Annotated in this window: 16 protein-coding genes; 10 read left to right on the forward strand and 6 right to left on the reverse strand. The window is 64.4% G+C overall.

The window, feature by feature from the left end:
- Window positions 1-18 precede the first annotated feature (18 nt).
- Window positions 19-303, forward strand: coding sequence for a 4a-hydroxytetrahydrobiopterin dehydratase (locus tag AC5Y5C_RS18935; RefSeq protein WP_499975223.1), 285 nt, complete (start codon window positions 19-21; stop codon window positions 301-303).
- Window positions 304-397: 94 nt separating this feature from the next.
- Here AC5Y5C_RS18935 and purU read toward each other — a convergent pair whose 3' ends face one another.
- The 4 genes from purU to AC5Y5C_RS18955 form a co-directional block, all read right to left on the reverse strand.
- A complete protein-coding gene (gene purU / locus AC5Y5C_RS18940; RefSeq protein ID WP_499976057.1) occupies window positions 398-1,297 on the reverse strand; it encodes a formyltetrahydrofolate deformylase in 900 nt (299 codons plus the stop codon).
- Window positions 1,298-1,309: 12 nt separating this feature from the next.
- The gene (locus AC5Y5C_RS18945) at window positions 1,310-2,116 is read right to left on the reverse strand and encodes an SDR family oxidoreductase (protein WP_499975225.1); all 807 of its coding nucleotides are present in this window, start codon (window positions 2,114-2,116) and stop codon (window positions 1,310-1,312) included.
- A gap of 42 nt (window positions 2,117-2,158) precedes the next feature.
- On the reverse strand, window positions 2,159-2,806 hold the full coding sequence (locus tag AC5Y5C_RS18950; protein ID WP_499975227.1) for an APA family fibronectin-binding glycoprotein: 648 nt from the start codon (window positions 2,804-2,806) through the stop codon (window positions 2,159-2,161).
- Window positions 2,807-2,883: 77 nt separating this feature from the next.
- Window positions 2,884-4,107, reverse strand: a complete 1,224-nt coding sequence (locus tag AC5Y5C_RS18955) for a mannosyltransferase (protein WP_499975229.1) — start codon at window positions 4,105-4,107, stop codon at window positions 2,884-2,886.
- 153 nt (window positions 4,108-4,260) lie between these two features.
- Between AC5Y5C_RS18955 and AC5Y5C_RS18960 the strand changes: the two genes are divergently transcribed.
- Entirely contained in the window at window positions 4,261-4,902 is a 642-nt protein-coding gene (locus AC5Y5C_RS18960) for a hypothetical protein (RefSeq protein ID WP_499976059.1), read from the forward strand.
- Window positions 4,903-4,931: 29 nt separating this feature from the next.
- Here AC5Y5C_RS18960 and AC5Y5C_RS18965 read toward each other — a convergent pair whose 3' ends face one another.
- Entirely contained in the window at window positions 4,932-5,507 is a 576-nt protein-coding gene (locus AC5Y5C_RS18965) for an HhH-GPD-type base excision DNA repair protein (RefSeq protein ID WP_499976060.1), read from the reverse strand.
- Window positions 5,508-5,623: 116 nt separating this feature from the next.
- Here AC5Y5C_RS18965 and AC5Y5C_RS18970 point away from each other — a divergent pair, with 116 nt between their 5' ends.
- The 7 genes from AC5Y5C_RS18970 to AC5Y5C_RS19000 all read left to right on the forward strand — a co-directional run bounded on the left by AC5Y5C_RS18970 (window position 5,624) and on the right by AC5Y5C_RS19000 (window position 12,382).
- A complete protein-coding gene (locus AC5Y5C_RS18970; RefSeq protein ID WP_499975232.1) occupies window positions 5,624-5,917 on the forward strand; it encodes a hypothetical protein in 294 nt (97 codons plus the stop codon).
- The gene (locus AC5Y5C_RS18975; protein ID WP_499975235.1) at window positions 5,914-6,942 is read left to right on the forward strand and encodes a TPR repeat domain-containing protein; all 1,029 of its coding nucleotides are present in this window, start codon (window positions 5,914-5,916) and stop codon (window positions 6,940-6,942) included. Before AC5Y5C_RS18970 ends, AC5Y5C_RS18975 begins: the two co-directional genes overlap by 4 nt.
- 137 nt (window positions 6,943-7,079) lie before the next feature.
- The gene (locus tag AC5Y5C_RS18980; protein WP_499976062.1) at window positions 7,080-7,403 is read left to right on the forward strand and encodes a DUF485 domain-containing protein; all 324 of its coding nucleotides are present in this window, start codon (window positions 7,080-7,082) and stop codon (window positions 7,401-7,403) included.
- Window positions 7,400-9,049, forward strand: coding sequence for a monocarboxylic acid transporter (locus AC5Y5C_RS18985; RefSeq protein WP_499975237.1), 1,650 nt, complete (start codon window positions 7,400-7,402; stop codon window positions 9,047-9,049). The genes AC5Y5C_RS18980 and AC5Y5C_RS18985 overlap by 4 nt, the downstream gene beginning before the upstream one ends.
- A gap of 30 nt (window positions 9,050-9,079) precedes the next feature.
- On the forward strand, window positions 9,080-10,288 hold the full coding sequence (locus tag AC5Y5C_RS18990; RefSeq protein ID WP_499975239.1) for an MFS transporter: 1,209 nt from the start codon (window positions 9,080-9,082) through the stop codon (window positions 10,286-10,288).
- 280 nt (window positions 10,289-10,568) lie between these two features.
- Complete coding sequence (locus AC5Y5C_RS18995; protein ID WP_078289592.1) at window positions 10,569-10,958, forward strand: hypothetical protein; 390 nt, start codon at window positions 10,569-10,571, stop codon at window positions 10,956-10,958.
- Between the two features lie 89 nt (window positions 10,959-11,047).
- Window positions 11,048-12,382 carry an acyltransferase family protein gene (locus AC5Y5C_RS19000; protein WP_499975241.1) on the forward strand — a complete coding sequence of 445 codons (1,335 nt, stop codon included), beginning with the start codon at window positions 11,048-11,050 and terminating at the stop codon, window positions 12,380-12,382.
- Here AC5Y5C_RS19000 and AC5Y5C_RS19005 read toward each other — a convergent pair.
- Window positions 12,379-12,564, reverse strand: coding sequence for a DUF5302 domain-containing protein (locus AC5Y5C_RS19005; protein WP_499975243.1), 186 nt, complete (start codon window positions 12,562-12,564; stop codon window positions 12,379-12,381). The genes AC5Y5C_RS19000 and AC5Y5C_RS19005 overlap by 4 nt on opposite strands.
- 60 nt (window positions 12,565-12,624) lie before the next feature.
- Between AC5Y5C_RS19005 and AC5Y5C_RS19010 the strand changes: the two genes are divergently transcribed.
- The gene (locus AC5Y5C_RS19010) at window positions 12,625-13,473 is read left to right on the forward strand and encodes a class I SAM-dependent methyltransferase (protein WP_499975244.1); all 849 of its coding nucleotides are present in this window, start codon (window positions 12,625-12,627) and stop codon (window positions 13,471-13,473) included.
- Window positions 13,474-13,475: the final 2 nt, after the last annotated feature.

A 13,475-nucleotide genomic window follows, 5' to 3' on the forward strand; every position in this document is an offset into this window, starting at 1 on the left:
ACGCTATACGTTGGGTTCATGGCTCTGCTCACCGATGACCAGATCAACGCAGCCCTCTCCGGGCTTCCCGGGTGGACACGCGAGGGTGATTCCCTGCGCCGCGCCGTCACGTTCGACACCTTCCTGGACGGAATCGACGCCGTGCGCCGCATCGCCGAACACGCGGAATCCGTCGACCATCATCCCGATATCGATATCCGATGGCGCACAGTAACGTTCGCGCTATCCACCCACTCCGAGGGCGGCATCACCGATAAGGACGTCGCACTGGCCCAGGCGATCGATTCACAGGTCGGAAGCTAGAGACGTTCCAGAGCAGCGCGACGGTCTCAACACCATATGCAGACCCCGCCCGCCTCAGCACCATGGTTTACGGGAACCGCAACGCGATCGGGCGTCACAAGATCGCGGTGACATTGCCGTGCCGCATGACCCGATCCTCGCAGTGCCAGGCAACCGCGCGCGATAGCACCAGCCGTTCCACGTCGGATCCCAGCCGCACCAGGTCCTCGACGGTGTGCGTGTGATCGACCCGAATCACGTCCTGCTCGATGATCGGCCCCTCGTCAAGCTCTCGTGTCACGTAATGCGCTGTGGCACCGATCATTTTGACCCCACGATCCCGGGCGCGGCGATACGGCATCGCGCCGGTGAAGGCGGGAAGGAACGAATGGTGGATGTTTATCAGCGGACAGTCGATCTCATCGAGAAACTCCGGTGACAAGATCTGCATGTATCGGGCCAGGACCACCAGGTCGACATTTCCCTGCAGCAGGTCCAGCTGTTTACGTTCGGCCTCGAGACGATTCTCACGGGTGGCGGGAATATGCACGAAGGGCAAGCCGAATGAGCGCACTTGCTCGGCGAGATCGGGGTGGTTCGAGATCACCATCACGATCGACATGTCGAGCTCACCGCGGCGGTTGCGCCACAACAGATCTAGCAGGCAGTGATCGGTGCGCGACACCATGATCGCGACTCGCTTGGGCTTGACCGCCTCGCTGAATCGGTACTGGATATCGAATTTTTCAGCGATAGAGGCGAACTCTTTCTCCATACCCTCACGCGCGGCGGTGAGCCCGGCGCGGTGGAACACGGTGCGCTGCATGAACCAGCCGCCCCGCGGTTCCGTCGAGTACTGCGCTAGCGAAATGATGCTCGCACCGGCATCTGCCAGGAAGGCACTGACGGCGGCGACCACGCCGATCCGGTCCGGGCATTGCAGTAACAACCTGCCGATGTCCTTGGAGTGGAAGGCATCTGAAGAACCGGTAGGGTGAGCCCCTTGGGGAGATATGGGAAACATGTCCTACCTCGACTTCAGCCCGTGCATCCGCGCCAGGAACTTGAGGAACAGCCCGGCGGGCAGCAGTCGCTGTGCGGCCATGATGAGCGGAGCGTTACTGCCCTTGGCATACAAGGGCTTCGGGTTCGGATTCAGTGCCACGTCAACAACCAGGCGTCCCAGATCGTCGGAAGCCATGCCGTGCTGCTCCCGCGCGGCCATGGCCGCATCGACAGTCTGGAACGCATCGCGATAGGCAGATCCCTCGGACACGATGCGGTTGCGCCGCGTCTCGATCCCGGTCGCGATCACGCCCGGTTCCACGGTGCTCACGGTGATCCCGAACGGTGCCACCTCGTAGCGCAGGCAGTCGGCCACGGTATGCAGCGCCGATTTCGCCGAGCTGTAGGCCGATCGGAACGGGACGTGCAGCGTGCCCGCCATCGAGCCCACCATCACAATCGCGCCGCGGCGCCGTTCCCTCATCCCTGGCAGTACTGCCTTGGTAAGCGCAACGGGCCCAAAGACATTGGTGTTGTACAGCTTCTCGAAATCATCGACCGAGATGTCTTCCAGCGCGCCGATCTGACTCTCTCCGGCGTTGTTGACCAGGATGTCCACCTCACCCGCCTGCGCGACACATTCGGCGATACTCGCCTTGTCAGTCTGATCGAGCCGCAGATACTGCACCCCGGCGATGCGGTCGGTGAGGGCCTCGGGATTACGGCTGGTGCCGAACACACGGTGCCCGCGCTCGACGAAGAGCCGGGACACGCTTGCGCCGATCCCGCTGGAGGCACCGGTGACCAGGACGGTCCAATGTTCAGGCATGGCGCCACGCTATCCGACCGCCCCCCGCGCTCCGCAATGCGTCTAGTACGGCTCTATCGACTCTGCCAGGGTCTGCGCGGCAGCCCTGTCAATCGGCGACGACGCACTGCCGCGCCACACGACGAAGAACCGATTGACGTCGTGACCGACCACACCCGCCCAGATCTGGCCGTCTTCCCGCTGGGGATCGTCAAACTTCATGTCGTAGTAAGCGGATGCCGCCGGCAGGCCGCTGGTGCTGAATACCTGATCGTCCCAGTTGAGTCGGTTACCGGTGTACGGCAGCAGGAAGTTACCCAGATCCGAGGCCAGCCTGATCGCGGCCTTGCGGTTATCGGGGTACGACGGGATAAATCCCGCGAAGAGCTGCTGTTCCAGTGGGCCCAACAGAATCTCGCCGTTGGGCGCCGATGCACTGGTGAGCAATGTCGTGCCGTACGTCAACCGCGGCGCGTCCGCACGTGCCCATCCCGGAGGAGCCACGAAACTGAACTTGCCCTTGTCGTCCTGGATCCTGGTGGCTGCTCCCCCGGCGGCCGGCAGCGGCACGTCGGTGGTCACGAGAGTGAATGCCGTTGTTCGGGAGGGAAAAAGAGCGTGGTAGGAACCTGCACCCCGCGGTACCAGGATGCCGGCCACCAACACTGATCCGACCGCAATGGCCGCGGTGACCGCTCGCAGTTGCTGCACGCCGCGCACGTTACCGCGCACCTATACGAAGAAGCGCCCACGAGCATTGCTCATTCGGTATTAATGGCGCCCACGGATCAGCGATTGGCAGGCTGGCGAGTTCGCCAACCCGTCACCGCCATCCAGCTGAGCGTCGCCGTGGCCGCCACAATGTCCACCAGCCCGGCCCAGGCCAACGGCCAGGGCCTGTCGATGCGCCAGATGTCAGGTTGGGCGAAGCTGAGCAGCCAGGGCACGCCGACCAATAACAGCACAAGCCACCCGTACCCAAAGATCTTGGCGCCCAATTTTTCTCGCCATGGTCCGTGCAGCAGCCACACCATGAACGGAACCATCCACACCCAGTGGTGTGTCCACGAGATGGGCGAGATGAGCAGACCGAACATCTGCACCACACAGATCTGCCCCAACCTGTCGTCCACGGCCCGCCAGGCGAGGAAGGCCAGTACCGCAGTGAGCAGGTAGGCCGCCAGCACCAGCGCTCCAGATTCGGCGTCGTGTCCGAGGATCCTCGAGATCCCGCCCCGCCAGGACTGGTTGAACACGGTGGCGATCGGCCCGATCCGGTCCGGCTTACCCAACAGGTCGGTGAAGTAGTACCGCCCCTGCGCCCCGACGACGGCGACACCGACCAGCACAGTCAAGACAAAGACCACACCGGCCCAGAGGGCTGTCGCCCAGCGACGCGCGCCCAGGAAGTAGAGCCCGGAGACCAACGGGGTCAGCTTCACCCCGCCCGCGAGGCCCACCAGCGTTCCCGAGATCCACCAGCGTGAGGAAGTCACCGCCAGCAGGATCAGCAGCATCAGCAACACGTTGATCTGCCCGTAGTCCAACGTCGAGCGCACGGGTTCGGTCCACATCGCGACGGCGGTCCACGCGGCGGCCCCACGCGCGTCGTCGAATCCGAGCAACCGCTGACTCAGCCGGACCACCGTGTACAGCGCGGCGATGGTGCCCAGAATCCAACACAGGCCGAGCAGGGTGAACGGCAGCAGGTGCAGCAGCCAGAACACAACGGCCGCGAACGGCGGATAGGTGAAGGGCAGCGGGAAGTCAGGGGTCTTGTCCGGATACGTGAACTCATAGAGATTGCCGTGCCCCAGAGTGGCAGGACCGCTGACGTATACATGCAGATCCACAAGATCGGCGCCATGCGGAGTCAGGTATGCCCAGGCGATTCGCACCGCGACACTCAGCACGAGCAGCCAGGGACCCCATTCCCGGACACGCCGCCACGCCGCCGCGCCGCGTGTCGGCACCAGCGGCTCGGCATCCGCCCTGGTCGACTCGGTACTCATCGGGGTTTCGATAACCTCACTCACTCGTTTTGGTAACGGTTCTGTCTACGTCACACGCGTCACTTGAGTAACACGCGTAACGGATTACCTTGGGTTTCAACACCGGTAATCAGGTCTAGCGAAACAGCATTGGAGTTCAATATGTCACGGTTTATGTCCCGGCTCCCCAACGTCTTCGTGGGCGCGTCGATCGCGGCCTTCGCGTCAGCCGGCCTGGCACTGGGCATGGCGTCGACCGCTGGCGCCGACCCCGTTCCCGGCCCGCCGCCGAACCCGACCAACCCTGCCGCGATCCTGGGCCAGGCCGCCGCGGGCTTCGGTAACGCCCCCGCTGCCGCCCCAGCGGCTCCCGCGGCACCCGCCGCGATCGCCGCACCGGCCGCACCTGCCCTGCCGGGTGTCACTCCTGCCGCTCCTGCGGTCGCACAGGTTCCCGGTGTGGCACCCGCAGCTCCCGCCGCTCCGGCTGCCCCGGCCGCACTGCCTCCGGCCGCCGCCCAGGCACTGACGCCCGCCGCCGCTCAGGCACTTTCTCCGGCGTCGGTTCCTGCCACCAGCAACGTGCCCGGCGTTTCGCAGATCCCCGGCGCAGACGGTGTCACGCAGACCGTTGATCTGTGGGCCACCAACCTGCCCAAGCTGCTGCCAGCAGGGGTGCAGCAGACACTGATTCCGCCGGCCCTGGTCAACGGAATCCCGGCTGCCGCAGCGGCTCCCGCCGCCGGGCTGCCCGCTGCCACCGCTCCTGGCGTTGGCGTGGTCCCGTCCGCACCGATGTTCGCAGCGCTGCCGTAGCTCACCACACAAGCAAGGCGGTCAGGGCGTTATGCCTTGGCCGCCTTTGCTTTTGCCGCAGCCTTCATTTCCTTCTTATGGGCGCGCACCAGGCCGAGCGACTCGCCGTCGACAACGTCCGCGACCGACAGGTGCGTGTCCTTCTCGCCGTAATTTCCGGCGGCCTTGCGCCAGTCCTTGGGCTGGACTCCGTACTGTTTGCCCAGTAGCGCCACGAAGATCTTGGCCTTTTGCTCGCCGAAACCCGGAAGCGCCTTGAGCCGCTTGAGCAACTCGGCCCCGTCGGGATCGCCTGCCTTCCAGATATTCTCGGCGCGCCCGTCATACTCGGCGACGATCTCCTGCGCCAGTACCTGCACACGTTTGGCCATCGAACCGGGGAATCGATGTATCGCCGGGCGTTCGGAACACAAGGCGACAAACCTGTCGGGGTCGTACTCGGCGATCTGGTGAGCGTCGATACCGCCGATCCGGTCGGCGATCTTCTTGGGCCCCGCGAACGCGACCTCCATAGGAATCTGTTGATCAAGGAGCATCGCTATCAAAAGCGCCAATGGATTCTCCTCCAGCAACTCATCGGCGGCCGGGTCTTGCGCTAGCTGCAATTTCGCCAATGTGACATTCCTTCCTTCTGAACTTTGACAACCCGAGCGGTGCTACGCTACGGCAACTTGGGCGACCAAGATCGCCGTGCTCGGGGAGGCTGCCGCTGTCAGGCCAATTGGACGTTGATCTAGAGGCGTTGCGCAAGCTGTCGCCGGAATTACGAGAACAGGCCCATAAGCTGTGCAGCCGGGCCGCCAATCCCACCAGGGTTGAAGTCGGAGATGCCCCGTCGCTGACTGCAGTGAGGCGGCTGGTCACCGAGGTCATTCCCGAACTGCAACGCATGTTTGCGGCACGCTGCATCAACATGGCCGACCTGTCCGAACAGGCGCAGGCCCGGTTCGGGGATACCGAAGAGTACGTGCGACAGACCATCCTTTCCGCCGCATCGCTGTCGAGGCCGACATGAAGTCGGAGTATTCGGCCCGAAGGTTGCTCACCAACCACCCCGAACAGTCGATCGTGCCATTGCGCCAGGCGATGCTCGCCGCCACCGAACTGCAGCACCGCGCCCAGGACTACAAGCATTCGATAGATACGCCCGGCGGCCTGCCCTGGGACGGTGAAACCGCCCGCGCGATCCAGGACACTGCCGCGAGCGATGAGAAGACGATCTATCTGGCCACCCAGGTGCTACTCGATGACGCCCCGAAGGCCTTGGTCACCTTGGAGTTCCAGTCGATCGAGTATCGCCGTGAGGCAGTGGACCTGTACAACGAGGCCACCGACCACGGCTACACCGTGGCAGAGGACCTCACCGCCAGCTGGATCGTGCAGCCTAACGCCAGCGCGGAGGTCATCGACAAGGGGAACCAGAACGCCGCGAAGTTCACACGGATGATGCGCAAGGCCTACGACAAGTGGTGGGCGGCCGAGTTGGAAGCCCAGCATCAGATCGACGCCATTTGTGATGAGCTGACGGCCTCGTTCAATCCCTTCTGCGGGCTGACCTCCGCACAGGGAAATCGGGACGGGGAACACTTTCAGGCGGCCAGCCAGCGAGATCACAGTGTGTTGAGCCGGGTCAACACGGCATCGTTCCTGGACGATCGGCAACTCAAGGATCTCGCCGCGGGCAAGAGCGTCACCATCCCGTCCAACCAGCTGCAGTATCTGTACGAATTCGCACAGTCCTTCGATGGCAAGTCCGCCACCGAGATCGCCGCAATCAAAGCGGGACTGCCCGAGGAATCTCGAGATGCAATGACGCGGGCATTCGACCTGGTGTCCAACGATCAGGTCAAATCCGGTGTGCCCTTCACCGATGGCGCCCTGAAGAACTTCATTCCCGATGTCGGCTCCGTGCCGCGTCTTCCGGACGGCATCGTCAGCGAAACGATCCACCTGCCCCCGGTCGAGCCCACCGATGCGGAGAAGTTCCTGCGCGCGGTCAACCAGCAGTATGGGGAAGAGTCAGCGCGCAGAAACGCGTGAGCCGCCGGCCCTCAACCCCGGCCGGTCAGGTGAACACCTGACAAACCAGCACCAGAAACCCCACGGCTACGTCTCGTCTCTCATTACGCTCTCCCAGCACCCTGCCAGGTACCCATAAGGAGCCAGCGTTGACCGCTATCGATCCTACCGAGCTGTCCGCCGAACGCGCCCTGGAAATCCAAGGCAGTCCCGAGTTCCAAGAACTCCGGAATACATTGCGCCGCTTTATCTTTCCCATGGCCGCGTTCTTTCTCGTGTGGTATGGCCTCTATGTGGTGCTGGGCGCTTTCGCTCACGACTTCATGGCGATCAAGCTCGTCGGCAACATCAACGTGGGACTGGTGCTGGGCCTGGCCCAGTTCCTCACGACGTTCGTCATCACCGGCCTCTACGTCAGATTCGCCAACCGCGAATTGGATCCGCGGGCCGCGGCCATCCGCGCCGAGGCGGAACAGGCATGACGACCCCATCGGTATTGGCGGCCGAGACCGTCGGCAATCCGGCCACCAACATCGCGATATTCACCGTCTTCGTCGCCGTCACCCTCTACCTCGTCATCCGGGCCAGCGGCAGCAACAAGACGGCAGAGGGCTTCTTCACCGGCGGGCGCGCCTTCTCGGGTCCGCAGAACGGCATCGCGATTGCCGGAGATTACCTGTCCGCCGCGAGCTTTCTCGGAATCGCCGGCGCCATCGCGGTATACGGCTATGACGGCTTCCTGTATTCCATCGGATTCCTGGTGGCGTGGCTGGTCGCACTGCTCCTCGTGGCTGAATTACTGCGCAACACAGGAAAATTCACTATGGCCGACGTGCTGAGCTTCCGGCTCAAGCAGCGTCCGGTGCGGTTGGCGGCGGCCACCTCCACGTTGACGGTGTCGCTGTTCTACCTACTCGCGCAGATGGCGGGCGCCGGGGGCTTGGTGGCGCTGCTGCTCAACATCCACAGCAGACTGGGCCAGTCGATCGTCATCGGTGCGGTTGGCGTGCTCATGATCGTCTACGTCCTGGTGGGCGGCATGAAGGGCACAACCTGGGTGCAAATCATCAAGGCGGTGTTGTTGATCGCCGGTGCCGCACTGATGACGGCCGCGGTGCTGGCCAAGTTCGGTTTCAACATCTCCGACATCCTCGGGGCGGCACAGCACGCCGTCTCCGGCAGCCACACCAAAGGTGTTGCGTCCCGCGATGTTCTGGCCCCGGGGGCGCAGTACGGCGGTTCGCTGACATCAAAGATCAACTTTCTGTCGCTCGGACTCGCGCTGGTGCTGGGCACCGCGGGACTCCCCCATGTCCTGATGCGCTTCTACACCGTGCCCACTGCCAAAGAGGCCCGCCGATCGGTGGTGTGGGCAATCGGCCTGATAGGCGCCTTCTACCTGTTCACCCTGGCACTGGGCTATGGCGCCGCCGCACTCGTTGGACCAGATCGCATCCTGGCGGCGGCCGGTGGCCAGAACTCGGCCGCTCCACTGCTGGCCTTCGAGCTCGGCGGGGTGATCCTGCTGGCGGTCATCTCGGCGGTGGCCTTTGCGACCATTCTCGCGGTGGTGGCCGGGCTGACGATCACCGCATCGGCATCGTTCGCACATGACATCTACGCCTCAGTCATCAAGGACCACAACGTCTCCGAGGCAGAGCAGGTCCGGGTGTCGCGAATCACCGCGGTAGTACTGGGCGTCGTCGCGATCGGGCTCGGTATCTTGGCCAACGGGCAGAATGTCGCGTTCCTGGTGGCACTGGCCTTCGCGGTCGCGGCAGCCGCCAATCTGCCGACCATCCTGTACTCGCTGTACTGGGCGCGGTTCAATACCCGCGGCGCGCTGTGGAGCATGTACGGCGGATTGATCTCCACCATCGTGCTCATCGTCTTCTCCCCTGCCGTCTCCGGTGCGAAGACCGCGATGATCCCTGGCGCCGACTTCGCCTGGTTCCCGCTCGCCAATCCAGGCATCGTGTCGATCCCCCTGGCCTTCCTACTCGGCATCGTCGGGACGCTGACCTCGAACGACAAGGGCGACCCCGGGTTGATCGCGGAGATGGAGGTGCGTTCCCTGACGGGCATCGGCGCGGAAAAAGGCGGTCGCCCGTTGACCGCGGCGGAATGAGACAGGCCCGCCCGTGACTTACATTGGGTTGTGATTGCCCGTCTGCGCCGTTCGGCCGCGTTCACCCTGCTGGCGTTCAGCTTCTCGGCCGTCATGATCGGCACCACGATGCCGACCCCGATGTACGCCTTGTACTCGCAGCAGATGCACTTTTCGGTGCTCACCACCACGGTTGTGTACGCCACCTATGCGGCCGGCGTGTTGTTCGCGCTGCTGCTCTTCGGTAGTTGGTCCGACGTGCTGGGCCGCCGCCCACTGTTGCTGACCGGCGCCGGATTCGCCATCCTCAGCTCGGTCGTCTTCCTGTTCGTCGACTCGGTCCCGCTGCTGCTGATCGCCCGCATCGTCTCGGGACTGTCGGCGGGGTTCTTCACCGGCGCGGCTACCGTCGCCGTCATCGAGGCCGCACCCGAACAGTGGCGGGGACGAGCTGCCGCCGTGGCCACCATCGCCAACACCGGCGGCCTGGGACTCGGCCCCCTGGTGGCCGGCATCCTCGTTCAGTACGCACCCTGGCCCACCCATCTGGCGTTCATCGTGCACATCGGACTCGTGTCGATCGCCGCGGTGGCCCTGCTCTTGGCGCCGGAGACCGCGCCAAGGCACGGAACACTTGGTGTGCAACGCCTTTCGCTACCTCCCCAAGTCCGTGCGACATTCGCGGCCGCGGCGACCGCGGGATTCGCCGGATTCGCGGCACTCGGATCCTTCACTGCGGTGGCCCCCGGATTCCTGTCGGGAGTGCTCGGCATCGACAACCACGCGGTTGCCGGGGCGAGTGTCTTCCTCACATTCGGATCCTCCTGTGTGGCACAGATTCTGGTCCGGCAGGTGCCGGCGGCCAAGGCGCTGATCCTTGGCTGCGCAATTCTGCTGACCGGCATGCTGCTTGTCGTGGTGGCCCTGCATACCTCTTCCCTGCCCTGGTACCTGGCCAGTGCGGTGGTGGTAGGCATCGGGCAGGGCATCAGCTTCAGCCGCGGACTGGCCGCCATCGCCGATCGCACGCCGGAGGACAACCGCGCGGAGGTGACCTCCAGCTACTTCGTCGTCGCCTATATCGGCATCGCCCTGCCGGTCATCGGCGAGGGTCTGGCGGCCCACGCGTGGGGACTACGCACTGCGGGGGTTTCGTTCGCACTCGCGGTGGCCGCCCTGGCGGCCCTCTGCCTGATCGCCGTCATCTGGCAAGAGCGCCCTCGCCGGGCGGAAGCGGCCGCGCCGATGACCACCGGCTAATCAAGGTCTGTTGCCGCCACACCCCATGAGCACAGCTGCGGTGCCGAAAATATAGGTAGCGCAGCACAGTTCACACACCGAACCTAGACACTCAGACCAAAAATCGTTCATCCGATAGGGGTTGTCCAGGCCGGGGATCAGCGCTAAGTTGTCGGCGGCCCCTGCCTACTTCGGGGCCGTTACCGGTCTTTTCAGAAGGAGTCGATGGGTCGTGCCTGAAGTCGTGCCGGATGACGGAGAAGCCCCAGTCATTGTCAGCCTCGTCGATGCGGCGGTGCACATGTACGCCTCCGCGATCGACACCTTGCCCGAACCGACCGACCCCGAGTACGGCGAACGCGTTGGCGTCGTTCTCAGCGGGTTGAGAAAACTCGAAGGCGCGATCTCGAAGGCGGCCGGCCGCAGCCGCGTAACGCCCTCGGTCATCGTCGCGCTGAGCGGGGTTCGCCACCGATACGACGATCTCATGAAGGACGCCGCCAACAGCCCCAGCGCGACGTTGGGCCAGCGTCTCTACACCGCGCGCCGGCGGGCACGGCTCACCGCGCAGGAAACCGCCAATGGCGCAGGCCTGAAGGTCGGATTCCTGACGGCGGTGGAGTCCGAGGAATCCGTGACCGAGGACGAGGCCGCCAAGATCAAGGACCTCATCGCCGCTCTCGGCGGCTAGTCCTACTCGCGGGGCCCAGGGGAAACTACCTAGCGGGCTCGCGTAGCGACGCGCTGTGCCGGTGATCGCCGCTGCGCGACGCTGGGTGCATGACGATTGCACCGATCAAGGCTCTTCGCGAGAGCGGCTCATCGCTGGGCCTGCCCACTGCCGACCAGGTGGGCGCCGCCACTCCGGTAACGCGCGACCGCGCACTTGACGTGATCCGGATCGTGTCGCTGGTCGGCGTGGTCCTCGGGCACACCATCATGGCGGTGAGCGCCATCGACAACGGTGTGCTGCTGTGGGGCAACCTGCTCAACGGTCGCCCCGTTTTCCAGGCGTTGACCTGGGTTTTCCAGATCATGCCGCTGTTCTTCTTTGCCGGTGTCGCGGCGAGCGTGGGCTCGTGGAAGCCCGGCACCAGCTGGGGGTCCTGGCTCATGCATCGCTGCACCCGGCTGTACCGCCCGGTGTTCTACTACCTGGGCTTCTGGGCGGTGGCCCTGCTGATACTTCGGCAGGTCCTGCCGCTGCATGTCTACGAGCCGGTCGCCGGGGTGAGCACCCAGCTCCTGTGGTTCCTCGGCGCCTATGTGCTGGTGCTGGCGGCGGTTCCGGTGCTTGCCCGTATCGCGACGACACGGAGCATGTTCGCCGCGCTGGCGGGGATCTACCTGGGTATCGCGGCGATCGACGTGCTGCGACTCGGGCTCGGGGCGCCCTCCGGCATCGGATACGTGAACTTCGTGGTGTGGCTGCTGCCGGCGGTTTTGGGCGTGGGGTACCGCCGGCAGCTGATCACCCAGAGGGCCGCGTTGATGCTCGCCGCAGCCGTATTCGCGGTCAACATCGCGTTGGTGACATATGGGCCGTACACGATCAGTCTGGTCGGTGTGGCCGGACAGAAGGTGCCGAACATGATTCCGCCGTCGCTGGTGTTGGCCGGGCACGCCATCGTCCTGTCCGCACTTGCGATCGCGGCGATGCCGGCCATCAATCGATGGGCTCAGCGCCCGCGGGTGTGGTGGGCCGTGGCCATCGGCAACTCCGGCGCGATGACGCTGTACCTCTGGCACATGCCCGCACTGCTCGGCACGCACCTGGTTTTCGATTTCCTCGGATTCCCCCGATACAACACCGCGGCACCAGATTTCGTCGTGCTGTCGATACTCCAGGTGGCGACGATGGCCGTGCTGGTGACCGGACTCTTCCTGGCCTTGCGACCGCTGGAGAACAACCCCCTGCCGGGCTGGGACGGTGGCCGCGTCACGTACCCCGGTATGCGCAGCGCCACCGTGGGGATAGCACTGATGACCGCCGGCGGGTTCACCCTGGCCTCAGTCGTCTGGGGACTCAAGGGCTTTGGACTGGTGTGCTGGGTGGTTGTCCTGGCCGGGCTGTTCACCGCCCGGGCACTGGCCAACCAAACGCGGGACGCTTAACCGCTCTTACGACGGAATTCGCGATGCGAGCCGGCCCGGCCATGTGCATGGGTCGGCTTGCTGGCGGTGTCTTTGTTGTCGGCGGCGGCGTTAGCCTTGTTGTTCTTACGGTCAAGGGCCTCGCGGAACCTGCGCTTGGCATCGTCCGCGGCCGAGTCGCCGCTCGCGTTCGAATCGGTCATACCCGTTAGCCTAGCCAAGGGACAGACCGATCGTCGCACCATTTCACTAGCATGGCGCTCATGACCGAGTCTGACGCTCTTCGCCCTCGCGGATCATCGCGGATCAGCGGAGACAGCCTGGAGGGCGTCTCGGCGACCACCCTGTGGACATTGCACAACCGCGGCACCGAGGCCAAGCGCCCCGATGGTGTGATTCAGGACCCGCTGGCCGCAGAACTCTTCGACGCCATCGAGTACGACTACCGCAAGTTCGGCCGCCCGTCGCAGAGCCACGCCCTGCGAGCCCGGGCATTCGACTCCCAGGCACGCGTGTATCTCGCGACGCATCCCCGGACGGCGGTCGTCGCACTCGCGGAGGGCATGCAAACCAGCTTTTGGCGGCTGGGCGGCGCGGAATCCACAGCCCAATTCACTTGGTACTCGGTTGATTTGCCGCCGGTGATGGAACTACGCACCAAACTGCTGCCCAAGAATGAACGGATCGTCGAGCTGGCGCAGTCGGCCCTGGATCTGAGCTGGATGGATCGGGTCGATGCCTCAGACGGCGTGTTCATCACGGCCGAGGGGCTGCTCATGTACCTGCAACCGGAGGAATCGCTGGGACTAATCGAGGCCTGCGCCAAGCGTTTTCCCGGCGGGCAGATGATGTTCGACAGCATCCCGCACTGGTTCAGCAGGCGCACCCTGCAGGGGTTCAAGCTGTCGGACCACTATGTGGCCCCGCCCATGCCCTTCGCACTGACACCCGATGAAGGTGAGACACTCACCTCTGTTCCGGGGGTGACGGCGGCCATCGACATACCGCTGCATCCCGGCCGTGGAATCTGGAAGTTCGTCAACTCCAAGCGCCTCGATCGCGGATTTCTGCGCCGGACTCGCCCCTCCATGACGCTGCTGCAGTTCGGATAGGC

The sequence above is a fragment of the Mycobacterium sp. NGS15 genome (assembly GCF_059813245.1).

Excerpts from the sequence above, each read along its gene's own strand:
- AC5Y5C_RS18935 (WP_499975223.1), top strand. The coding sequence starts at position 19 with ATGGCTCTGCTCACCGATGACCAGATCAACGCAGCCCTCTCCGGGCTT.
- AC5Y5C_RS18945 (WP_499975225.1), bottom strand. The coding sequence starts at position 2,116 with ATGCCTGAACATTGGACCGTCCTGGTCACCGGTGCCTCCAGCGGGATC.
- AC5Y5C_RS18955 (WP_499975229.1), bottom strand. The coding sequence starts at position 4,107 with ATGAGTACCGAGTCGACCAGGGCGGATGCCGAGCCGCTGGTGCCGACA.
- AC5Y5C_RS18960 (WP_499976059.1), top strand. The coding sequence starts at position 4,261 with ATGTCCCGGCTCCCCAACGTCTTCGTGGGCGCGTCGATCGCGGCCTTC.
- AC5Y5C_RS18975 (WP_499975235.1), top strand. The coding sequence starts at position 5,914 with ATGAAGTCGGAGTATTCGGCCCGAAGGTTGCTCACCAACCACCCCGAA.
- AC5Y5C_RS18985 (WP_499975237.1), top strand. The coding sequence starts at position 7,400 with ATGACGACCCCATCGGTATTGGCGGCCGAGACCGTCGGCAATCCGGCC.
- AC5Y5C_RS18995 (WP_078289592.1), top strand. The coding sequence starts at position 10,569 with ATGTACGCCTCCGCGATCGACACCTTGCCCGAACCGACCGACCCCGAG.
- AC5Y5C_RS19000 (WP_499975241.1), top strand. The coding sequence starts at position 11,048 with ATGACGATTGCACCGATCAAGGCTCTTCGCGAGAGCGGCTCATCGCTG.
- AC5Y5C_RS19005 (WP_499975243.1), bottom strand. The coding sequence starts at position 12,564 with ATGACCGATTCGAACGCGAGCGGCGACTCGGCCGCGGACGATGCCAAG.
- AC5Y5C_RS19010 (WP_499975244.1), top strand. The coding sequence starts at position 12,625 with ATGACCGAGTCTGACGCTCTTCGCCCTCGCGGATCATCGCGGATCAGC.